The sequence below is a fragment of the Streptomyces sp. NBC_01006 genome, assembly GCF_045162725.1.
Classification (GTDB): Bacteria; Actinomycetota; Actinomycetes; order Streptomycetales; family Streptomycetaceae; genus Streptomyces.
In genome coordinates, this window is record NZ_CP108700.1 from 613,264 (window position 1) to 633,301 (window position 20,038).

General features: G+C 72.4%; 18 protein-coding genes and 1 riboswitch. Of the genes, 14 read left to right on the forward strand and 4 right to left on the reverse strand.

Translation table 11 applies throughout. The features are described 5' to 3' along the window. Positions 1-66 precede the first annotated feature (66 nt). From OG509_RS02735 to OG509_RS02760, 6 genes are all read left to right on the forward strand, one after another. On the forward strand, positions 67-1,665 hold the full coding sequence (locus OG509_RS02735) for an NAD(P)/FAD-dependent oxidoreductase (protein ID WP_406179758.1): 1,599 nt from the start codon (positions 67-69) through the stop codon (positions 1,663-1,665). A gap of 462 nt (positions 1,666-2,127) precedes the next feature. Then, positions 2,128-3,180 (forward strand): type III polyketide synthase, encoded by a 1,053-nt coding sequence (locus tag OG509_RS02740; protein ID WP_406179760.1) that lies wholly within the window; start codon positions 2,128-2,130, stop codon positions 3,178-3,180. 20 nt (positions 3,181-3,200) lie between these two features. Next, positions 3,201-3,767 carry a cupin domain-containing protein gene (locus OG509_RS02745; RefSeq protein WP_406179762.1) on the forward strand — a complete coding sequence of 189 codons (567 nt, stop codon included), beginning with the start codon at positions 3,201-3,203 and terminating at the stop codon, positions 3,765-3,767. Beyond that, a complete protein-coding gene (locus OG509_RS02750) occupies positions 3,767-4,972 on the forward strand; it encodes a cytochrome P450 (protein WP_406179764.1) in 1,206 nt (401 codons plus the stop codon). The genes OG509_RS02745 and OG509_RS02750 overlap by 1 nt, the downstream gene beginning before the upstream one ends. A 176-nt stretch (positions 4,973-5,148) precedes the next feature. Then, a riboswitch (guanidine-III (ykkC-III) riboswitch) is annotated at positions 5,149-5,212 on the forward strand. A 75-nt stretch (positions 5,213-5,287) separates the two neighbouring features. After that, positions 5,288-5,740 (forward strand): Ohr family peroxiredoxin, encoded by a 453-nt coding sequence (locus OG509_RS02755; protein ID WP_266939307.1) that lies wholly within the window; start codon positions 5,288-5,290, stop codon positions 5,738-5,740. Next, positions 5,727-6,176, forward strand: coding sequence for a hypothetical protein (locus OG509_RS02760; RefSeq protein ID WP_406179767.1), 450 nt, complete (start codon positions 5,727-5,729; stop codon positions 6,174-6,176). The genes OG509_RS02755 and OG509_RS02760 overlap by 14 nt, the downstream gene beginning before the upstream one ends. Positions 6,177-6,209: 33 nt before the next feature. Here OG509_RS02760 and OG509_RS02765 read toward each other — a convergent pair whose 3' ends face one another. Further along, a complete protein-coding gene (locus OG509_RS02765; RefSeq protein ID WP_385578490.1) occupies positions 6,210-6,446 on the reverse strand; it encodes a hypothetical protein in 237 nt (78 codons plus the stop codon). A 139-nt stretch (positions 6,447-6,585) separates the two neighbouring features. On the opposite strand from OG509_RS02765, the gene OG509_RS02770 reads away from it, so the two are divergent. Beyond that, positions 6,586-7,179, forward strand: coding sequence for a GNAT family N-acetyltransferase (locus tag OG509_RS02770; RefSeq protein ID WP_406179769.1), 594 nt, complete (start codon positions 6,586-6,588; stop codon positions 7,177-7,179). Positions 7,180-7,473: 294 nt separating this feature from the next. Here OG509_RS02770 and OG509_RS02775 read toward each other — a convergent pair whose 3' ends face one another. The 3 genes from OG509_RS02775 to OG509_RS02785 are packed head-to-tail and all read right to left on the reverse strand — an operon-like array spanning position 7,474 to position 11,119. Then, positions 7,474-9,828 (reverse strand): ABC transporter permease, encoded by a 2,355-nt coding sequence (locus OG509_RS02775; protein WP_406179771.1) that lies wholly within the window; start codon positions 9,826-9,828, stop codon positions 7,474-7,476. 2 nt (positions 9,829-9,830) lie between these two features. Then, positions 9,831-10,616 (reverse strand): ABC transporter ATP-binding protein, encoded by a 786-nt coding sequence (locus tag OG509_RS02780; RefSeq protein WP_406179773.1) that lies wholly within the window; start codon positions 10,614-10,616, stop codon positions 9,831-9,833. Continuing rightward, the gene (locus OG509_RS02785; RefSeq protein ID WP_385578450.1) at positions 10,613-11,119 is read right to left on the reverse strand and encodes a PadR family transcriptional regulator; all 507 of its coding nucleotides are present in this window, start codon (positions 11,117-11,119) and stop codon (positions 10,613-10,615) included. The genes OG509_RS02780 and OG509_RS02785 overlap by 4 nt, the downstream gene beginning before the upstream one ends. Positions 11,120-11,285: 166 nt before the next feature. Here OG509_RS02785 and OG509_RS02790 point away from each other — a divergent pair, with 166 nt between their 5' ends. From OG509_RS02790 to OG509_RS02820, 7 genes are all read left to right on the forward strand, one after another. After that, positions 11,286-12,557 carry an ABC transporter substrate-binding protein gene (locus OG509_RS02790; protein WP_406179775.1) on the forward strand — a complete coding sequence of 424 codons (1,272 nt, stop codon included), beginning with the start codon at positions 11,286-11,288 and terminating at the stop codon, positions 12,555-12,557. Between the two features lie 195 nt (positions 12,558-12,752). Then, the gene (locus OG509_RS02795) at positions 12,753-14,432 is read left to right on the forward strand and encodes a glycoside hydrolase family 13 protein (protein ID WP_406179776.1); all 1,680 of its coding nucleotides are present in this window, start codon (positions 12,753-12,755) and stop codon (positions 14,430-14,432) included. A gap of 29 nt (positions 14,433-14,461) precedes the next feature. Beyond that, on the forward strand, positions 14,462-15,796 hold the full coding sequence (locus tag OG509_RS02800) for an ABC transporter substrate-binding protein (protein ID WP_406179778.1): 1,335 nt from the start codon (positions 14,462-14,464) through the stop codon (positions 15,794-15,796). Between the two features lie 9 nt (positions 15,797-15,805). After that, positions 15,806-17,146: an ABC transporter permease subunit gene (locus OG509_RS02805; RefSeq protein WP_406179780.1), complete on the forward strand. Its 1,341-nt coding sequence runs from the start codon at positions 15,806-15,808 to the stop codon at positions 17,144-17,146. Further along, complete coding sequence (locus OG509_RS02810; RefSeq protein WP_406179782.1) at positions 17,143-18,003, forward strand: carbohydrate ABC transporter permease; 861 nt, start codon at positions 17,143-17,145, stop codon at positions 18,001-18,003. Before OG509_RS02805 ends, OG509_RS02810 begins: the two co-directional genes overlap by 4 nt. Positions 18,004-18,194: 191 nt before the next feature. Next, positions 18,195-19,454, forward strand: coding sequence for an SLC13 family permease (locus tag OG509_RS02815; protein ID WP_406179784.1), 1,260 nt, complete (start codon positions 18,195-18,197; stop codon positions 19,452-19,454). 5 nt (positions 19,455-19,459) lie between these two features. Next, positions 19,460-19,948, forward strand: coding sequence for a universal stress protein (locus OG509_RS02820; protein WP_406179785.1), 489 nt, complete (start codon positions 19,460-19,462; stop codon positions 19,946-19,948). Positions 19,949-20,038: the final 90 nt, after the last annotated feature.

Consider the following 20,038-nt stretch of genomic DNA (forward strand, 5'->3'; position numbering starts at 1 on the left):
TCGCGCCCCCGCTCGTTGACCGCAGGGGGAAGCCGATCCCCCGAGACCTACCTGGAGGACCTCTTGATGGCCGATGCCGCACTGCCGGTGATCGTTCTCTCCGACTCCGATCCGCTCCGCCGGCACGAGACGGCCGAGCTGGTGCAGAGCTGGTACCGGACGTCGTTCCGTGTGCTGCAGGTCGGAGGACCGGCGGAGGTGGTCCGGGCGCTGGCGTCGCTGGCCGACCGGAAGGTACCCGTCGCCGCCGTGCTCGCCGATGAGGCCCCCGGCCCCGGTGCCGCGCATCCCGGCGTGCGCTGGCTGTCGCTGGCGGGGCACTCCGCCGCCGTGCCCGGCGCCCGTTCCGGGGCGGTCCGGGGCGACGAGAGCCCGTCCGAGCACCTTCGGGACGCGCTCGACGACTCCCTGTGCACGTGGAATGCCGACTGCCACGGGGATCTGTCCACCGCCGAGGTGCGCGGCAGCCGCTTCTCCCCCGCCGCGTACGCGGTACGCGACTTCCTCGGCCGCAGCGGCGTGCTCTTCCGGTGGCTGCCCGACGAGGACGTGCGGGAGGCCCCGGTCACCGTCCGGCTCGGCGACGGCACCGAGATGGTGGACCCCTCGATCAGCGAGTTGGCCGAGCGGCTCGGCCTCATCCGGCCGGCCGAGCAGGACCACTACGACGTCGCGGTGATCGGTGGTGGCCCCGGAGGCCTGTCCGCGGCGGTGTACGCCGCCGCGGAGGGCATGAGCGTGGTCGTCATCGAGGACGACGCGCCCGGCGGGCAGGCGGGATCGACCTCGCGGATCGAGAACTACCTCGGATTTCCGGTCGGGCTGACGGGTGGTGACCTGGCCCAGCGCGCCTTGCAACAGGCGCGCAGGGCCCGCGTCGAGTGGCAGCCCACCCGGGTGGCCAGTCGGGTGACCCCGATCGACACGGGCGGCCATACCGTCGAGTTCGTCAAGGCCGGCACCGATGAGACGGCCTCGGTGACCGCTGCCGCGGTGGTGGTCGCCACCGGCGTGGACTGGAACCGGCTGACGGCTCCCGGGGTCGACCGTCTCCTCAACTCCGGTGTGTACTACGGGTCTTGCCTGTCCGACGCCCCGTCGACGGCCGGGGAGGACGTGTACATGGTGGGCGCGGGCAACTCCGCCGGACAGGCCGCCCTCTACTTCGCGCGCTACGCCCGCTCCGTCACCTTGCTGGTCCGGGGCACGGACCTCAGTGCCTCCATGTCGAGCTACCTGGAACAGCGCATCGAGCGGACCCCGGGCCTGAAGGTCCTGCTGGGCACCGAAGTGGCCGGCTGCCTCGGTGGGTCCACCCTCAACGGACTCAGGCTGCGGGACCGCCAGGGCGACGAGCGAACCGTCGCCGCGCACTGCCTGTACGTCCTGATCGGCGGCCGCCCGTCGACCGAGTGGCTCGGCGGCACCCTGAGCCTCGACGACCGCGGGTACGTCCTGACCGGCAGCGGCGGAGCCGGCCCGGCCGCGCTGCCGATGGAGACCAGCCGGCCCGGCGTGTTCGCCGTGGGCGACGTACGGTCCGGATCGGTCAAGCGGGTCGGCGCCGCCGTGGGCGAAGGCGCCGCAGTGGCCCAGTCCCTGGTCGAGTACCGGCGGCGGCACCCGGAGCGCTTCCAGGACGCGCGAACGCCCTGCGGATTCTGACCGACACGGCACGGCCCGGGTGCCGGTACCGCCTGGGCGGAAACACCCCTACACAGAACGGAAGCAGGCTGAGGCCCGTACGGATCGGGCCTCAGCCTGCTTCCGCGTAGGAGCGTGACAAGCGCGTGCGGGTCCGCGCACGCCGTGGTCCCCGTCCAGGAGGCGCAGCCTCTGGCCAGGGTTGGTCAGTCCCGGTCACCCAGGTCCAGGCGGTCGGCGAGGCCGGCTGCGGTGAAGGCCGCGACCAGCCGGTCAAGGCCTTCGGCGGGTGCCCGCCGCCTCCCTGGTCCACTGGGACCCGGACCGCGGCCTGCACCGCGGGGCAGCCCACCCCGTCACCCAGATCGTCCACCCGCTTATACGACCCGCCGGTGCAAATGGGTGACCAGCACGAATGTTGATCGTTAAGGAGGCGTCCGGGTCAACGAAGGCGCTCTCGTGCCGGTGGGGTAAGGGTGTTGTATGGCGACGTTGTGTCGGCCGGCCGTGTCCGTTCCGGAATACGTCATCACCATGGAGGAGACACTCGAGCTCGCACGCTCGCGTCATGCCGGCCACCCCCAGCTGGGCCTCGCGTTACGTCTGATCGAAAACACCGGGGTGCGGACCCGGCATCTCGTACAACCGGTCGGTGAGACCCTCGCGCACCCCGGCTTCGGGGAGCGCAACAGGTTGTATGCGGCGGAGGCGAAGGCCCGTGTCCCGCTGGTCGTCCGGCGCGCGCTGGAGGACGGCGAGCTGACGGCCGCGGAGATCGATGTGATCATCTACGTGTCCTGCACCGGGTTCATGATGCCTTCGCTCACGGCCTGGCTGATCAATACGATGGGATTCCCCTCCACTACACGGCAGTTGCCGATCGCTCAGCTGGGCTGCGCGGCGGGTGGGGCCGCGATCAACCGTGCACATGACTTCTGCACGGCCTATCCGGAGGCGAACGCGCTGATCGTGGCATGCGAGTTCTGCTCACTGTGCTATCAGCCCACCGACATCGGTATCGGGTCACTGCTGTCCAATGGCCTGTTCGGCGACGGGGTGGCCGCCGCGGTCGTCCGCGGGACGGGTGGCCACGGCATCCGCCTGGAGCGCAACGGCTCGTACCTCGTCCCGGGGACGGAGGACTGGATCGCATACGACGTACGGGCCACCGGCTTCCACTTCCTGCTGGACAAGCGTGTGCCCGGCACCATGGAGCCGCTCGCCCCTGCACTGCGCAGCCTCGCCGACGGGCACGGCTGGGATGCCGCAGACCTCGACTTCTACATCGTGCATGCCGGTGGGCCGCGGATCCTCGACGACCTGGGCACCTTCCTCGACGTCAAGCCGGAGGCGTTCCGCCACAGCCGGGCCACGCTCACCGAGTACGGGAACATCGCGAGCGCCGTCGTACTGGACGCGTTACGCCGACTGTTCGACGAGGGGGGCGCCGCCGACCAGGCGCGTGGCCTTCTCGCCGGGTTCGGCCCCGGCATCACGGCCGAGATGGCGCTGGGCCGCTGGAGCCGTACGCCGTGACCCTTGCAGAAGGAAGCCCGATGACCGGATACTCCCCCGCCGCCACCCCAACGGCGGAGGCCGGTCTGATCGTGCCCCCCGGCGAAGGCCGTACCCTTCGTGCCGCCGCCCAGCACGTGACGTTCAAGGTGACCGGCGCGCAGTCGCGCCTCGCGTCGAGCTTCGAGGTGCTCGTGCCACCGGGCTTCGACGTCGGCGCGCACGTCCACGCGCGCAGCGAAGAGCTGTTCTACGTCCTTGAGGGTGAACTCGACGTTCTCGCCTTCGAGCCGCTCGTGCGCACCCCGGACGGTTGGCGGGGATGGCGGTCGCCGAAGGGTGAACGGGTGGTCCGCGCCACGCCCGGGACGGTCATCCTGGTTCCGCCCGGCTGTCCGCACGCCTTCGCCAACCCCACCGGCGTCCCGGCCCGGATGTTCTTCCAGTCCTCCCCGCCCCCGGACCACGAGCGCTATTTCGAGGAACTCCTGGAGATCCTTTCCTGCGGCGGGCCCGTGGACCACGGGGCCATCGCCGCGCTGCGCCGGCGCTACGACATCGAGCAGCTCACCCCGCTGCGCCATGACGAGCCGGAGAGGAGCCGGTGATGCACGACGGCACCGCCCCCTTGTACGAGGCGTCGGACTTGGCTGCGCTCGACTTCGACCCGTTTCTCCGCGAGGCGCTGCAGGCCGGACCGGTCATCCGGATCCGACTGCCGCACGGAGCCCCCGGCGAGTGCTGGCTGGCGACACGGCACGACGCCGTCCGGTTCGTCACCTCCGATCGCCGGTTCAGTCGCGACATCGTCGGCCGGCCGCTGCCCAGCATGAACAGGTACCTCGTTCCGCTGGACCGCGCGGTCAGCTTCGTCGACCCGCCCGACCACACGCGCGTCCGCTCCGTGGTCTCCTCGGCGTTCAATCGCTTCGGTCTGGCAGCCCTGCGCCCTCGCACCCAGGCCGTACTCGACGAGCACATCGACGCGATGGTCGCGGCCGGACCGCCCGCCGACCTCGTCCAGCACGTGACCTCCCCCTTCCCCATGCATGTCATCGGCACTGTGCTGGGTGTGCCGGAGGCCGACCGGCCGCGCCTGCGCACGTGGGCGGACACCATCCTGACCCGGGCGAAAGACGAGGCGGGAGTCGAGCGCGCCCGGCAGGCCAAGGAAGAAGCACGCGCCTGCTTTCGTGAACTGGCCCGCGCACGCCGGCTCCAACCGCAGGACGACCTCGTCAGCGAGCTGGGAGCCGCAGTCGAAAGCGGCAGGATCGAGGAAGAAGAACTCCTCGCCCTGGCCACGCTGATGGGGATCAACGGCTGGCACGCGGTACGCAACCACACCTCCAACATGGTCTACCTCCTGCTGACAGACGACAGCCTGATGCGCCGGCTGCGGTCCGACCCGCACGCCGTACCAGCGGCCGTGGAGGAACTGCTGCGCTGGATCCCCCACAAGCACGGCGTGGGACAAGCCCGCATCGCCACCGAGGACGTCGAAGTGGGAGGCGTCCTGATCCGGCGCGGCGAGGCCGTCTACGTCTCGTACGTGGCGGCGAACTGGGACGAACGGTGCTACCCCGCGCCACACCGGATCGACATCGACCGCAAAGGCCCGTCCCACCTGGCCTTCGGCTACGGCCCCCACCACTGCGTGGCACCCTCGCTGGCCCGCATGGAAGCCGAAATGCTGCTGACCACCCTCATCACCCGCCTCCCCGACCTGCGGCTGGCCATCGATCCGGGTCACGTGGCCTGGCAGAGGGACGTCCTCATCCGCGGACCGGTGGCCCTGCCGGTCACCTGGTAGGAATGACGGCCGCGTCGGCTGCCGGGGAGACGCGGCAGCCGATCTCGTCCTCGACGGCTCCTGTCCGTCGGCTCGATGACCTGTCCCCGATCCTCCGGATCCCCGCGAGGCCGGGGGCGGGTGAGGAACGTCACCGTGGGGCGGGCCCCGGTCGGCCGGCTCCGTTGCTAGTTTGTCGGGCGGTCGGATTCACGGCCCCGGACGAGATGCGCCGTACCCGGTTACGCACGACGACGCGCGAGGTGCTGCACGAGCAGCGCCGTACGCTGTCCGCACCCGGGCAGCCTCCTCGTCGAGCAAGATGGGCCGAACGCCATGACCGTGCCACTCACCCGCAGCCTGTACCGGACGACCGCGCATGCCGCCGGGGGCCGTACGGGATCCGTCCGTACGGACGACGGGCGCCTGGACGTCCGCCTCGCCCCGCCGCGCAAGAAGGTGCCCGGCACCACCAACCCCGAGCAGCTGTTCGCGGCCGGTTTCGCCGCCTGCTTCACCTCGGCGCTCGCGGAGGTCGCCGCCGAGTTCGGGGCGGACGCCTCGGCCGCGCGCGTCGCCTGCGAGGTGCAGCTCGGCACCACGGACACGCCCGCGGGCTACGGCCTCGCGGTGGCCCTCACCGTCAGCCTGCCGGGGTGGCGGGCTGCGGACCTCCAGCCCCTGCTGCACCGGGCGGACGCGGTCTGCCCGTACTCGCAGGCAGTGCGCGGCAACGTACCGCTGACGCTTCTGGCCGTGGACGACCCGGCCACCGATGACCGCGCCTGAGCCTGGGCCGGAGCTCCGCTTCCCGGACGGCCCCGGCGTGCCGGTGCCCGAGCACGGTGCCTGGCTGCGGCGCGGCATCAGCCGCAACGGCGGACCCCTCCTCGCGGAACGTGAAGCGGTGTGGCTGCAGGCCGGCCCGTACTACGCCGACAGTCGGGGCTTCGCGGGTACGACGTCCTTCGACGGTTCCCGGGTGCACTTCCACCACCTCACGGGCGAGCCCGGCGAAGACGTCGGCGCCTTCCGGTGGGAGGGTGATCATCTCGTCGAGTGGGGCACCAACCCGGACGGCAGTACCTTCCTGGAGATCTGGGACCCGCTGCCCGGCGCCGACGGGCCCGCCGGCTCCTGGTCCGGCCCGGGGCACCACGTGGTGCGCGTCGGCCGACACGTGGTGCACGTGGATTCCCGTGCGGGCACGTACTGGCGGCTGTGACCTGCCTGTGCCGGATGGACACGACATGAGCTTCTACATGGCGGAGCGCAGCATCCCCGCCGTCTTGGCCATGGCGGCCTTCGTCGCCTCGTCGGCGGCCGTCCGGGCGGCGTCTTCCAGCAGTAGGGCTGCTGCCTGGAGGAGCCCTACGTGCACGGGTACGGTGTCCAACCCGGTGAGCGCGGCCATGGCCTGATCGGTGGCGCTCTGCGGGATGAGGGTGCTGACGCCGCGTCCGATGATCCGCTGGGGGTGTGCTGGTGTACTCACGAGGTGATTCTCGCGGGTCCGCATCGGGTCTGGGCCCAGGACGCTCAGGCCGGCGGCAGGCGGCGCGTGCGTTCGGATCCGGTGCCCGGCGCGGGTACCGGCCGACCGGGCGGCGGAGCGGCCCGGGTACAGTCGCCCGGTGCTGCGCATCGAATCCCCCATCGCCACCGCCCGGCTGACGCTCCGTCCGTTCCGGCCCGAGGACACCGGGGACGTCCGCGACTACCAGCGCCGGCCCGACGTCGCCCGCTTCATGCGGTGGGAGCCGCGCGGTCCGGAGGAGGTCCGGGTGGCGGTGGAGCAGATGGCCCGGGAGGCCGGGCTGGCCGCGGACGGTGACTGCCTCAGTCTGGCGGTCGTCGAACCGGGCACGGGGACGGTCGTCGGGCAGGTCGAGCTGGTCCTGCTCAGCGCGGAACACCGCCAGGGCGAGCTCGGGTGTGTCTTCCACCCCGCCCGGCAGGGCAAGGGCTTCGCCACCGAGGCCGCGCGCGCCGTTCTGGGCCTGGGGTTCGACGTACTGGGGCTGCACCGGGTGATCGGGCGCTGCCATGCGGACAACACCGCCTCCGCCGCACTCCTCGAACGCCTGGGCATGCGCCGGGAGGCCCGTTTCATCGGTACGGAGTTCTTCAAGGGGGCATGGCGCGACGACCTGGTGTACGCCATGCTCCGGAGGGAGTGGGAGGGCCTCGATCGCCCGTCATGGCCGGGCGGGGCTTGCAGCCCGTGACTCCCGGATCTTCCCGGTCCACCGAGTAAGAGCGCGTTCGGCATCCCTCCGCAGGCCTGGCGCGAGGCACGGCTGACGTCCTGCGGGTCGTCGTCCACAGCGGAAGAGGCGCCCTAGGGAGTGTCGTCAAAGTAGCGTCGGCCGCCCGAAGGGCGGGGCTGGCGGGGTCTGGTGCGTGCGATCGCAAGGCGGAGGAGGGAATCGACGCGGAGCGTCGGTGACCGACGACAACGCGGCGAGCGTGCGTGCCAGACCCCGCCAGCCAGACGGGACTTTGACGACACGACCTAGGGATCACATCGTCTCGGTGAAGGAGTCCGCCGGCCGTCGCCGGGCCGCTCGCGCGGCCGGCACCAGGGCGGCCGCCACGGCGCCCAGCACGGCGCCCGCCACCAGGGTGAGCAGGACCAGGGTCGGCGGGCGGTGGGCGATACCCGCTCCGATCCCGTCGGCCCGGCCCTGGGCGTCGACCAGCCAGCCGCCGGCGAGGGTGCCGACGGAGGTTCCCAGTACGGCGGAGACCAGGGCGGTCAGGCCCGCCGCGGTCACGATGACCGCGCCGACCTGCCGGGGGGTCAGGCCGATGGCCTTGAGGGCGAGCAGGTCCCGCGAGCGGGCCCGTACGTCCGCGCCGATCAGGGCGAGCAGCTCGATCAGCCCGATCAGCGTCGACACCGCGATCAGGGCCGCGATGACGCCCCGCGCCGGGTCGAGCCGGGTGGTGGGGTCGGCGGTCTCGCGGATGTCCACGGTGCCTCCGGTCGCCCGGTCGAGGGCGGTCCGTGCCTGCGCCGGGTCCGCGCCGGGTCGCAGGACGAGGGCCAGGAACTCCTGGCGCAGCCGCGGATCGCGCTCGCGCAGCACGTCGAGGGAGGTGGAGATCACCCTTCCGTCGAAGTCGGGCTCGATGCTGCGTCCCACGATGTGCAGGATCTGCGGGCGTCCTTGGACGGTCAGCCGGACCCAGTCCCCCACACCCACCCCGAGGAAGTCGAGGAGGCCCTGGCCGGCGACCGCTTCGTCGCCGCCGCGCGGCGCGCGGCCCTCCACCACCGTGTGCGGGTACGGTACGCCCCCGAGGCCGAGGCCGCGCAGGACGATGGTGCCGGTCTGGCCGGGGGCCAGGGCGGCCAGTTCGACGCCGGGATGGACGGTGGCGATCTGCGGTACCTCGGCGATGGCCCGCTCCAGGTCGGCCTCGGTCAGGGCGGACTGCCCGGACCGGACGGTGAGGGCGGCCGGGACGCCCACCCGGGCCGGGTCGGTGCGGAACTGGTCGAGGGTGGACCAGGCGACCAGGCCGACGGCGATCAGTACGAGCGGCAGGGCCAGCCGGACCACCGGGACCAGCGCGCGCCCGGGGCGGGTGAACGCGGCGCGCCAGCCGAGCACGAGCGCCGGGGACAGCCGCAGGCCGAGGGCCCGGCGGCCGAGGGCCGTCATGGGGGCTCCGGTGGGCAGCGCCGCCCTGGCCGCCGGTACGGGCGGGACGCGGCCGGCCCGCCACGCGGTGAGTGCGGTGGCGCCCGCGATCAGGAGGACGGTGGCTGCCGGCAGGCCGATCGTGAGGGCGGTGTGGCCCGGCATGTCCTTCCACAGACGGGCCGCGTCGCCGATCCGGCCGGGTATCCAGCCGCCGAGGAACACGATGGCCGCCGTGCCGAGTGCCGTGCCCAGGACGGCGAAGGCCAGGTGCTGGACAAGGCAGCCGCGGATGACCTGTCCGGGGGTGAAGCCGATCGCCTTGAGGACGGCGATGTCGCGCAGTTGCCCGCGGACCCGGGCGGTGACCGCTCCGGACGCGGTCACGGCCGCGGCGATCAGACCGCTGACACCGAAGGCGGCGAACATCCGCCCCAGCAACTGGTCGTCGCCGCCCGCGTCGGCCCTCGCCTCCTGCCAGGTGGTGACCTGTGCGACGTTGTCGCTGCCCAGCAGGGTCACGGCCCGCTGGACCACGAAGTCGGTGTCGGCCGGGTCCTTCAGGCGCAGCCCGATGCTCTGCCCCTTGTCCGTCGGGCCGAAGCGGTCCAAGGCCGCCTGCGGGGCCCAGGCCACGCCGGGGGCGAGGCCGGGCCGGTAGCGGGGTTCGGCTACCTCGGCCAGCCCGACGACCCTGAGGTCGACGGCCTCGCCGCGCGCGCCGGTGAACCGTACGGTGTCCCCGGGCCGGGCCCAGACGGCTCGGGCGAAGCTGGCCTCCAGGACCACCTCGTCGGATCGGTGCCCCGCGTTCTCGTCGTCCGAGTCCGCGTCCGTGTCCCTGTCCGCGCCGGCCAGCCAGCGGCCCTCCGTGATCAGGGGGCGGGCCACCTTCGGGGGGCGGGCCCCGCCGGCGCGCAGGGTGACGCGGCCGCGCGTTCCGTGGGCCTCGACGGTGGCCGGGGCGGTGGCGAAGGGCCCGGAGACGGCGGCGACCTCATCGGGCACGGCCAGCGCGCCGGTGTTCGTGTCCGCGCGGGTGTTCAGCCAGATGTGGGCGCCCTGCGACTGGTTGAAGACGCGCTGCCAGGGGTTGGTCGCGTAGCTGAACAGGGCTCCCGCCAGCAGGAGGGAGGCGATGATGCCCGCGCTGGCCAGGACGAGGAAGAGGGCCTCGCCGCGGTGTGCGCGGAGGTCGGCGTGCGCCCAGCGCAGGGTGGCCCGCACGCTCAGTCCGTCAGTTCGAGGGTGCCGGAGACTCCGCCGCGGCCGGGTCGGCCGCCGCCGCCGAGTTCCGCGTCGTCGGCTATGTGCCCGTCGAAGAAGCTGATGACGCGGTCGGCGGCGCTGGCCATGCGGGCGTCGTGGGTGACCATGAGGATGGTCTGGCCCCGCTGGTGGAAGCGTGAGAGCAGGCGCAGGACCTCGCGGGTCCCCTTGCTGTCGAGGCTGCCGGCCGGTTCGTCGGCGAGGAGCAGCGCGGGCTGGTTGACCAGGGCCCGGGCGAGGGCGACCCGCTGCTGTTCGCCTCCGGACAGCTCTCCGGGCAGGGCCCGTTCGCGGCCTTCGAGGCCGAGTTCGGCGAGCAGTTCGGCGCGGTGGGCGCGGGCGGTCCGGGTGGAGGCGCCCGCGAGGAGGGCGGGCAGTTCGACGTTGTCGGCGACGGTGAGGTTGGAGACCAGGTTGAAGAACTGGAAGACGACGCCGATGCGCCGGCGGCGCAGGACCGCCCACTGGGCCTCGCTGTAGCCGTCGACGCGTCTGCCGTCCACCCAGAGCCGCCCCCGGTCGGGCTGCTGGAGGCCGCCCAGCAGGTGCAGCAGGGTGGATTTGCCGGCGCCGGAGGGGCCGGTGACGGCGACGAACTCCCCTTGCCGCACGGTCAGGTCCACGCCCCGGACGGCGTGCACCGGGGCACTGTCGCCGACGTGGGTCTTGGTGAGCTCCTCGGCGTGGACGATCGCGCCGTTCGGAGCCGCCGTGGCGGCTGTGGCTGCTGCGCCGGCCGGGCTCATTCCAGCTCCTCCTGACATCGCTCCAGCCAGTCCAGGTCGGCCTGCAGGTGCAGCATGGCGCCCTCGATGAGCAGCTGGGAGATCTTGTTCTCGCGGTCCTCCGACGCTGCCAGCTTGGAGAGGTCGCGCATGGTGTTGAGGTACTGCCGGCGTTGTTTGTTGATCAGGGCGATCGGGTCGGCCAGGCCCGAGAAGGGGGCCAGGGCCAGCTTCATGAAGAACTCGTCGCGCACCCGCGGTTCGTCGGCCGTCTCGGCGAACCACGCCGACACGGCCTCCTGCCCGGCCTCGGTCAGCCGGTAGGTGCGCTTGTTGGGCCGGCCCGCCTGTTCGACGTCCTCGCCCTCGATGAGGCCGGTCTTCTCCAGGCGCCCGAGGGTCACGTAGATCTGGCCGACGTTGGGCTGAGGGTACGCGGCACCCAGCAGCTGTTCAAGGGCCAGCTTCAGCTCGTAGCCGTGGGCGGGGCCGCGGGTGAGGAGTGCCAGCAGCTGTAGCCGCACGCGCTCCCCTTTCTCTGACGTTCCGTAGTTGCGTGTTAGCGGTACCGACCCGTACGGGACCACGAAACAGTCCTGCCGACCCGGGTGTCTAGTATCGCTTATCGCTAACGGGTATATATGGGCTGCGAGGACGGCGACGCTGCCGGGATTCGACCGGGAGGAACCTTTGCGGTGGATGCGTGCCGCGGGTAGGGGGCTCCTGGCCGCGGCGGTGGTGCTGGCCGGTTACTCGGGCCTCGGCCAGCGGGCGGAGGGCGCGGACCGGCACGGCCGCGGACCCCTGACGCTGGCGACGGCGGGCGACCTCACCGACTACCTGGCCCCGCTCCTCGACGACTGGAACCGCGACCATCCCGGCGAGCGGGTCACCCTGGTCGAGCTGCCCGATTCGGCGGACGAAACCCGGGCCCAGATGATCAGCGAGCTCCGCTCCGGCAGCGGCCGGTTCGACGTGCTGAACATGGACGTGGCCTGGACGACCGAGTTCGCCGCGGCCGGGTGGATCGCGCCGTTGGAGCGCGACCGGTTCCCGGTGGACTCCTTCCTGCCGCCGGTGGTCGACACGGCCATGTTCGGGGACCGGCTGTACGCCCTCCCGTACGTGACCAACGCCGGACTGCTCTACTACCGCAAGGACATCCTGGACGAGGCGGGCGAGCAGCCCCCGCGGACCTGGGCCGATCTGGAGCGGCAGGCACGTACGCTCGCCCCCCTGCACGGCATCGACGGCTACGCGGGGCAGTTCCTCCCCTACGAGGGGCTGACGGTGAACGTCACCGAGGCCATCCAGTCGGCGGGCGGGACCGTGCTCGGCGACGACGGGAACCGGGTCGCGGTCGACTCCCCGGCCGCCCGCGCGGGCCTGGAGTTCCTGGCGTCCGGGGTGCGCGAGGGGTGGATCGCCCCCGAGGCCCTGACGTACACGGAGGAGAAGTCCCGCACCGCCTTCCAGAACGGCGGACTGCTCTTCCTGCGGAACTGGCCCTACGTCTACGCCGACGCGAGCGCGCCCGGGTCGAAGGTCGCGGGGCGCTTCGGTGCCGTGCCCCTGCCCGGCCGGGACGGGCCGGGCTCCAGTGTGCTCGGCGGCTCCAACCTGGCGGTGTCCGCCCGGTCGCGGCACGCCGCCTCGGCCGACGACCTGCTCGCGTACCTGACCAGCGAGCCGGTGCAGCGCCGCGTGCTGACCCAGGGCGCGCAGCCGCCGGTGCGGGCGGCCCTGTACGAGGATCCGGCGCTGATCGCCGCCTATCCGTACCTGCCGACCCTGCGGCAGAGCATCCTGTCGGCCGTACCCCGCCCCAAGAGCCCGCGCTACGGGCAGGTGAGCCTCGCCGTGCAGGCCGTGGGCCAGGACCTGTTGGCGCAGCGGGAGTCGCCGGACGAGGCGGCCCGGCGGCTGGCCCGTGAACTGGGGACGATCGCCGGCGCTCACTGAGCCGGACTCCTTAGTTACACGTTAGGTATATCTCTGCACCTTCGCGTAGCCCTCATGGGCAAAAATCCCTGCATTCAGCCGAGATAGCTGCAACACCGTTGACATCTCTTGGGCTCCTGTACTTAACATGAATGCATAACGAGGCGCGATGTTCTAGGCGCCTCCTCGCATCCAGCACAGACAGGTCGACGCGAGATGCTCAGCACGCTTCCGGCCGGCTCAGGCCGCCCTTCCCCCACCACCACCGCCGCTCCCTGGTGGCGTGACGCGGTGATCTACCAGGTCTACGTCCGCAGCTTCCTGGACAGCACCGGCGACGGCATCGGCGATCTGGCCGGCGTCCGCGCGGGCCTCCCGTACCTCAAGAAGCTCGGCGTGGACGGCATCTGGCTCAGCCCGTTCTACCCCTCCCCGCAGCACGACCACGGCTACGACGTCGCCGACTACCGCGCGGTGGACCCGGTCTACGGGGATCTCACCGAGTTCGACCGGCTGGTCTGCGCGAGCCATCGGATCGGGCTGAAGGTCCTGCTGGACATCGTTCCCAACCACTGCTCCAGCGAGCACCCGTGGTTCCGCGAGGCCCTCGCCGCCGGACCCCGCGCGGCCGCCAGGTCCCGATTCCACTTCGCGCCCGGCCGGGGTGCGGACGGCAGCGAACCGCCGAACAACTGGCGGGCCATGTTCGGCGGCCCGGCCTGGACCCGGGTGACCGAACCCGACGGCACCCCCGGCGAGTGGTACCTCCACCTCTTCACCCCCGAACAGCCGGACCTCAACTGGCGCCACCAGGAGGTCGGCGACGAGTTCGAGCAGGTGCTGCGCTTCTGGCTGGACCGCGGGGTGGACGGCTTCCGCATCGATGTCGCGGCCGGCCTCTTCAAACACCCCGAACTGCCCGACTCCGAGGACCCGGAGGCCGACGAGCGCTCCCGCGACTCGGTCAACCCCCTCGCCTGGAACCAGCCCGAGGTGCACGGGGTGTGGCGGCGCTGGCGGGCCGTCTGCGACGAGTACACCGCCCGGGACGGGGAGCACCGGCTGCTCGTCGGGGAGGTGTCCGTACCGACGGCCCGCGAACACGCCCTGTACGTACGGCCGGACGAGCTGCACCAGGCCTTCTTCTTCGACCTGCTCAGCGCGCCCTGGGACGCGGCCGCCTTCCGCACCACGATCGACGCGGCGGTACGCGACATCGCGGGCACCGGCTCGACGGTGACCTGGGTCCTGAACAACCACGACCAGGTCCGCACCGTCACCCGCTACGCGGGCGAGCCCGGGGTCGAGGGCAGCGGGCTGGGCGCGGCCCGGGCCCGGGCTGCCGCCCTGCTGATGCTGGCCCTGCCCGGCGCCGCCTACGTCTACCAGGGGGAGGAGCTCGGGCTGCCGGAGGTGCTCGACCTGCCCGACGACGTCCTGACCGACCCGATCTTCTCCCGTACCGGAAGCCGCAAGCACGTGCGCGACGGCTGCCGGGTCCCGCTGCCCTGGTCCGGCCACGCCTCCCCGTTCGGCTTCAGCCAGGGCGCGGCGGGGGCCCAGCCCTGGCTGCCGCAGCCCTCCTGGTTCGCGGACCACGCCACAGACCGGGCCCTGGCCGACACCAGCTCCTTCTGGCACCTCTACCGCGAGGGGCTCCAACTGCGGCGCAGCATGCCCCAGTTGGGTGAGGGTCCGTTGCGCTGGCTGGAGACGCCCCCGCAGGTGCTGGCCATGGTCCGCGGTGACGGGCTCGTCTGCGCCGTGAACTTCGGCTCCGATCCGGTGCCGGCCCCCGTCCCCGGGGCACCCCTCCTCGCCAGCGGGCCCTGCCCCGACGGCGTACTGCCCGGCGCGACCGCCGCCTGGTGGATCACCGACCTCAAGACCGCCTGACCCCACGCTCGGACAAGGAAGGATTCGTCATGGGACGATCCAGCAGTACGGCACGGCGCGGCGCAGCCGCCATATCCACCGCCCTGGTGCTCGGCCTGACCGCGGCCGCCTGCGGCGGCAGCACCGAGCCCGCGTCCGGCGGCGGGGAGCTGAAGGGCAAGACGGTCACCGTGGCCGGCGTGTGGACCGGCAGCGAGCAGCAGAACTTCAAGAAGGTGCTGGACGCGTTCACCGCGAAGACCGGGGCGAAGACGGAGTTCGTCCCCTCCGGCGACAATGTCTCCACCTTCGTCGGAAGCAAGATCGAGGGCGGCAACGCGCCCGACGTGGTGCTGGTCCCGCAGGTGGGCGTACTCCAGCAGTTCGCCGCGAAGGGGTGGCTGAGGCCCCTGTCCGAGCAGACCGCGCAGACCGCCTCGGCCGGGCTCGCCCCGGTCTGGAAGAACTACGGCACCGTCGACAACACCTACTACGGCCTCTACTTCAAGGCCGCCCACAAGTCCACGGTCTGGTACTCCCCCGCCGCCTTCACCCAGGCCGGTGTCGCCGAGCCGAAGACCTGGGCGGAGCTGCTCACGACCGGCCGGTCGCTGGCGGACGCCGGGCTGCCCGCCTTCGCGGTGGCCGGCGAGGACGGGTGGACCCTCACGGACTGGTTCGAGAACATCTACCTCTCGACGGCCGGGGCGGAGCGGTACGACCAGCTCGCCCAGCACAAGCTCAAGTGGACCGATCAGAGCGTCGTGGATGCCCTCACCACCCTGGCCGAGGTCTTCAAGGACCAGCAGCTGGTCGCCGGAGGCGCGAGCGGAGCGCTGCGGACCGACTTCCCCGCCTCCGTGGGCCAGGTCTTCGGGCCGGAGCCCAAGGCGGGCATGGTCTTCGAGGGTGACTTCGTCGGGGGTGTCGCCAAGGACCAGTTCGGCAAGAAGCCCGGTGAGGACGCGAAGTTCTTCGCCTTCCCGCCCGTGGGCGCCGGCCTGTCGCCGGTCGTCAGCGGCGGCGACGCCGCCGTCGTCCTGAAGGACGGCAAGAACGGCGATGCCGGCATGAAGCTGCTGGAGTTCCTGGCCACCCCCGAGGCGGCAGAGGTCTGGGCGGGCGCCGGCGGCTTCCTCTCCCCGAACAAGAACGTCAAGCCGCGGGCGTACGCCGACGACACGGCGCGTGCCACCGCCGCCTCTCTGGTCGCCGCGGGCGATTCGGTCCGCTTCGACATGTCCGACCAGGCTCCCGCGGCCTTCGGCGGCACGAAGGGCGCCGGTGAGTGGAAGCTCCTCCAGGACTTCCTGCGTGACCCGTCCGACCCCCGGGGCGCCGCCGCGAAGCTCGAAGAAGCCGCCGCCAAGGCGTACGGGAACTGAGGCGGCTCCATGGCGCACATCGTGAAGGCGCGCGCGGCGGATCCACAGGTCCGCGCCCGGCGCAGGAGGAGGCGCCTCGCCGTCCTCTTCGTCCTGCCCGCCCTGCTCCTGCTCGGAGCGCTGGTCGTCTACCCGGTCGTGTTCTCGGTCGGCCGCAGCCTTTTCGACGCGCGGGGCGACCGGTTCGTGGGGGCCGGGAACTACGTGGAGATGTTCCGGGATCCGGCGACGCTGAAGGCGGTCCGCAACAGCGCCGTCTGGATCGTCGTCGCCCCGGCCCTCCTCACCGGGCTCGGCCTGGTCCTCGCCGTGCTCACCGAGAAGGTGCGCTGGGCGACCGCGTTCAAGCTGGTCCTCTTCCTCCCCATGGCGGTCTCCTTCCTCGCCGCCGGCATCATCTTCCGGCTGGCGTACGAGCAGGACCCCGACCGGGGCGTGATCAACGCGGCGGTCGTCGGGGTGCACGACACCTTCGCGGAGCCGGCCCCGTACCCGACGGCCCGCGCCCGCGAGGGCAAGGGCCTGACGGGGCGGCCCGGCGGCCCCTACACCTCCCCGGGCACCGTCCGGCCCGGGGCGCAGGGCCTGGCCCTGCCGCTCGTCGGCATCGCACCCGGTGCGGTGCCGGCGGGCGCCCACCGGGCGGCGGCGCCCGCGGCCGCGGGCCCCGCCGACGCCCTGACCGGGACCGTCTACCTGGACGTCACCCCGGGCGCGACCGGCACCCAGGGCGCGGTCGACCCGGGCGAGAAGGGCCTGCCCGGCGTACGGGTGGAGGTCCTGCGGGACGGGAAGGTGGCGGGCACCGCGACCACCGGCCCCGACGGCTCCTTCCGGCTCGGCGGACTCGACGGCACGGCGGCGTACACCCTGCGCCTGCCCGCCTCGAACTTCGCCGCCGGCTACGCGGGGGTCGACTGGCTCGGCCCGACCCTGGTCACCCCGGCGATCATCGGCGCCTACCTGTGGGTGTGGACCGGCTTCTCCATGGTGCTGATCGGGGCCGGCCTGGCCGCGATCCCGCGCGACGTACTGGAGGCGGCCCGGGTGGACGGGGCGAGCGAGGGCCAGATCTTCCGGCGGGTCACCGTCCCGCTGCTGGCGCCGGTCCTGACCGTGGTCTTCGTGACGCTCGTGATCAACGTCATGAAGGTCTTCGACCTGGTGTACATCATCGCGCCGGGGCCGGTGCAGGAGGATGCCGGCGTCCTGGCGACCCGCATGTGGCTGGTCTCCTTCGGCGGGGGCGACAACCAGGGCCTGGGCAGCGCGCTGAGCGTGCTGCTGCTCCTCCTCGTCGTACCCGCGATGATCTTCAACATACGTCGCTTCCGAAGGGGCGGAGCATGAGCAGCCACACCACCACAGGAACCCGGGCAGGCCGGTGGCTGGGCAACTCGGCCGTCCAGGCCGTGCTGATGCTGGTCGCCCTCGTCTGGCTCACCCCGCTCGCCGGGCTCCTGCTGTCCTCCCTGCGCTCCGAGCGGGACAACTCCTCGACGGGCTGGTGGACCTCCTTCGCCGACCCCGCGCAGCTGTCGGTCGACAACTACACGGCCCTGTTCGCCGATTCGGGGCTGGTCCGGGCGTTCTGGAACACGGTGCTGATCTCGGTTCCGACGACGGTGCTCGTCGTGGGCATCGCGGCGCTGGCCGGATACGCCTTCGCGTGGCTGGAGTTCCCCGGCCGGGACTGGATCTTCCTGGGGGTCGTGGGGCTGCTCGTGGTCCCCGTCCAGATCGGCCTCCTTCCGGTGGCCAAACTCTTCGGCGCCATCGGCCTGTTCGGCACGGTGGCCGGTGTGGTGCTCTTCCACGTGGCCTACGGACTGCCCTTCGCCGTGTTCCTGCTGCGGAACTACTTCGCGGAGATCCCGAAGGAGATGCTGGAGGCGGCCCGGATGGACGGGGGCACCGAATGGCGGATCTTCTCCCGGCTGGTCCTCCCCCTCGGCCGGCCGGCCATCGCGAGCCTGGCGATCTTCCAGTTCCTGTGGGTGTGGAACGACATGCTGGTGGCCCTGCTCTTCGCGGACAGCGGCTCGCAGCCACTGACGGTCGCCCTCCAGTCGCAGATGCGGCAGTTCGGCAGCAACATCGGCGTCCTCGCCCCCGGCGCCTTCCTCTCGCTGGTGGTGCCGCTCATCGTGTTCTTCGCGTTCCAGAAGCACTTCGTACAGGGGGTGATGGCGGGCTCGGTCAAGTAGCCCGCCGAACAGGCCAGTGCGTACGAGGCGGAGAGCGGCCTCGGTCATCGGGACCGCCTCCGCCTCTTCGTGCGCGGTCCCCCCGGCCGAAGGAGGAGCCGCGGTCCACTCCTGTTCCTGCACCGGCCTGGTGCGCACCTCGACGGCGTCGTCGGTCACCGGCGAATCGGTCGACCGGGAGAAGATGTGGTGTGAGTACTGCCCTCGCGGAGGCCCTCTCCGCCGTTCTTCTCGTCGTCGTGCTGGCGTGCGCTGTCATCCGTCCGTTCGGCTGGCCGGAGGCCGTCGTCGCCGTCCCGGCCGCCGGTGTCGTCATCGCCACCGGCGCGATCTCGCTGGACCACGCGGCAGACGAAGCCGCCCGGCTGGGGCCGGTGATCGGCTTCCTGGCGGCCGTACTCGTCCTGGCCCAGCTGTGCGACGACGAGGGGCTGTTCCACGCCTGCGGCGCGTGGATGGCCCGCACCGCGGCGGGACGGCCGCGCCGCCTGCTGGCGCAGGTGTTCGCCCTCGCCTCGGTGATCACCGCGGTGCTCAGCCTGGACGCCACCATCGTGCTGCTGACCCCGGTCGTGTTCGCCACCGCCGCGCGGCTCGGGGCCCGGTCACGGCCGCACGTGTACGCCTGCACCCACCTGTCGAACACCGCCTCCCTGCTGCTGCCGGTCTCCAACCTCACCAACCTGCTGGCGTTCGCCGCCAGCGGGCTCAGCTTCACCCGGTTCGGCGCCCTGATGGCCCTGCCCTGGCTGGTGGCCATCGGCGTCGAGTACGTCGTGTTCCGCCGGTTCTTCGCCACCGATCTGGACGCCGGCTCCGCAGCCCCGGCCACAGCCCCGCCACGCGAGGTGCCGTTGTTCGCCCTGGCCACGGTGGCGTGCACGCTGGCCGGGTTCGTGGTCACCTCCGCGGTCGGCATCGACCCGGCCTGGGCGGCGTTCGCGGGCGCCGCCGTCCTCGCCGTACGTGCCCTCGTAAGGCGCCGCACCACCCCGGCCGCCATCCTGCGCGCCGCCGCGCCACCGTTCCTCGCCTTCGTCCTGGCCCTGGCCATCGTGGTCCGCGCCGTCGTCGACAACGGCCTCGACACGGCCCTCGGTCACCTGATCCCCGACGGCACCGGCCTGCCGGCCCTGCTGGGCATCGCCGCACTGGCCGCCGTACTGGCCAACATGATCAACAACCTGCCCGCCGTACTCGTACTGCTGCCGCTGACCGCCCCGTCCGGACCCGGCGCGGTCCTGGCGGTGCTGCTCGGGGTGAACATCGGCCCCAACCTCACGTACGCCGGCTCGCTGGCCACCCTGCTGTGGCGGCGCATCGTGCACGCACACGACGCCGAGGTGGAGCTGAAGGAGTTCACACGGCTCGGCCTGTACGCCGTACCGGCCAGCCTGGGGGCCGCGGTGCTGGCACTGTGGGTCTCACTGACCGCGATGCAAGGAGGCTGAAACCCATGGCCGTGCTGGTCTGGATCGCCGAGGGCACCTGGCCCGCCTGTGTCGACGCCGCCCGCGACCACACCCCCGCCGGCGCGGACGTCGTCCTGCTCCACGTCACCCCGGTCGACGTCCCCGGCGCGGCGCACGGCGCGTTCGCCGGCCTGCTCGGCCGCGGGCACCCCGAACGCGACCCCGGCACGCGGGTGGAGCACCTGGCCGCCGCCTCCGCCGATCGACTCCTCGCGGACGCCGCGCGGCGCCTGGGCCGCCCGTGCACGCGGCAGGAGCGCACCGGCCGTGCCGAGCGCGAAGTCGTCGCCGCCGCCGCAGATGCCGACCTGCTGGTCCTCGCCCGTGACGGCGACCGTACCCACCTCGGACCCCGCAGCCTGGGACCCGCCAGCCGTTTCATCGTCGACCACGCGCCCTGTCCCGTCCTCCTGGTCTGGCCCGAGACGGCGCCCACCACCACCCCGCCCCCGCCGCCCCCGCACCCCCGGTAGGGACGGCCGGTGCCACGCCCGCCCGGCGGCGGTCGGCCGCAGGGCGCCCGCACCCTGCCACATGCGGCCGCCCGACGGGGCGGAATCGGC

Excerpts from the sequence above, each read along its gene's own strand:
- OG509_RS02735 (WP_406179758.1), top strand. The coding sequence starts at position 67 with ATGGCCGATGCCGCACTGCCGGTGATCGTTCTCTCCGACTCCGATCCG.
- OG509_RS02740 (WP_406179760.1), top strand. The coding sequence starts at position 2,128 with ATGGCGACGTTGTGTCGGCCGGCCGTGTCCGTTCCGGAATACGTCATC.
- OG509_RS02745 (WP_406179762.1), top strand. The coding sequence starts at position 3,201 with ATGACCGGATACTCCCCCGCCGCCACCCCAACGGCGGAGGCCGGTCTG.
- OG509_RS02750 (WP_406179764.1), top strand. The coding sequence starts at position 3,767 with ATGCACGACGGCACCGCCCCCTTGTACGAGGCGTCGGACTTGGCTGCG.
- OG509_RS02755 (WP_266939307.1), top strand. The coding sequence starts at position 5,288 with ATGACCGTGCCACTCACCCGCAGCCTGTACCGGACGACCGCGCATGCC.
- OG509_RS02760 (WP_406179767.1), top strand. The coding sequence starts at position 5,727 with ATGACCGCGCCTGAGCCTGGGCCGGAGCTCCGCTTCCCGGACGGCCCC.
- OG509_RS02780 (WP_406179773.1), bottom strand. The coding sequence starts at position 10,616 with ATGAGCCCGGCCGGCGCAGCAGCCACAGCCGCCACGGCGGCTCCGAAC.
- OG509_RS02795 (WP_406179776.1), top strand. The coding sequence starts at position 12,753 with ATGCTCAGCACGCTTCCGGCCGGCTCAGGCCGCCCTTCCCCCACCACC.
- OG509_RS02800 (WP_406179778.1), top strand. The coding sequence starts at position 14,462 with ATGGGACGATCCAGCAGTACGGCACGGCGCGGCGCAGCCGCCATATCC.
- OG509_RS02805 (WP_406179780.1), top strand. The coding sequence starts at position 15,806 with ATGGCGCACATCGTGAAGGCGCGCGCGGCGGATCCACAGGTCCGCGCC.
- OG509_RS02810 (WP_406179782.1), top strand. The coding sequence starts at position 17,143 with ATGAGCAGCCACACCACCACAGGAACCCGGGCAGGCCGGTGGCTGGGC.
- OG509_RS02820 (WP_406179785.1), top strand. The coding sequence starts at position 19,460 with ATGGCCGTGCTGGTCTGGATCGCCGAGGGCACCTGGCCCGCCTGTGTC.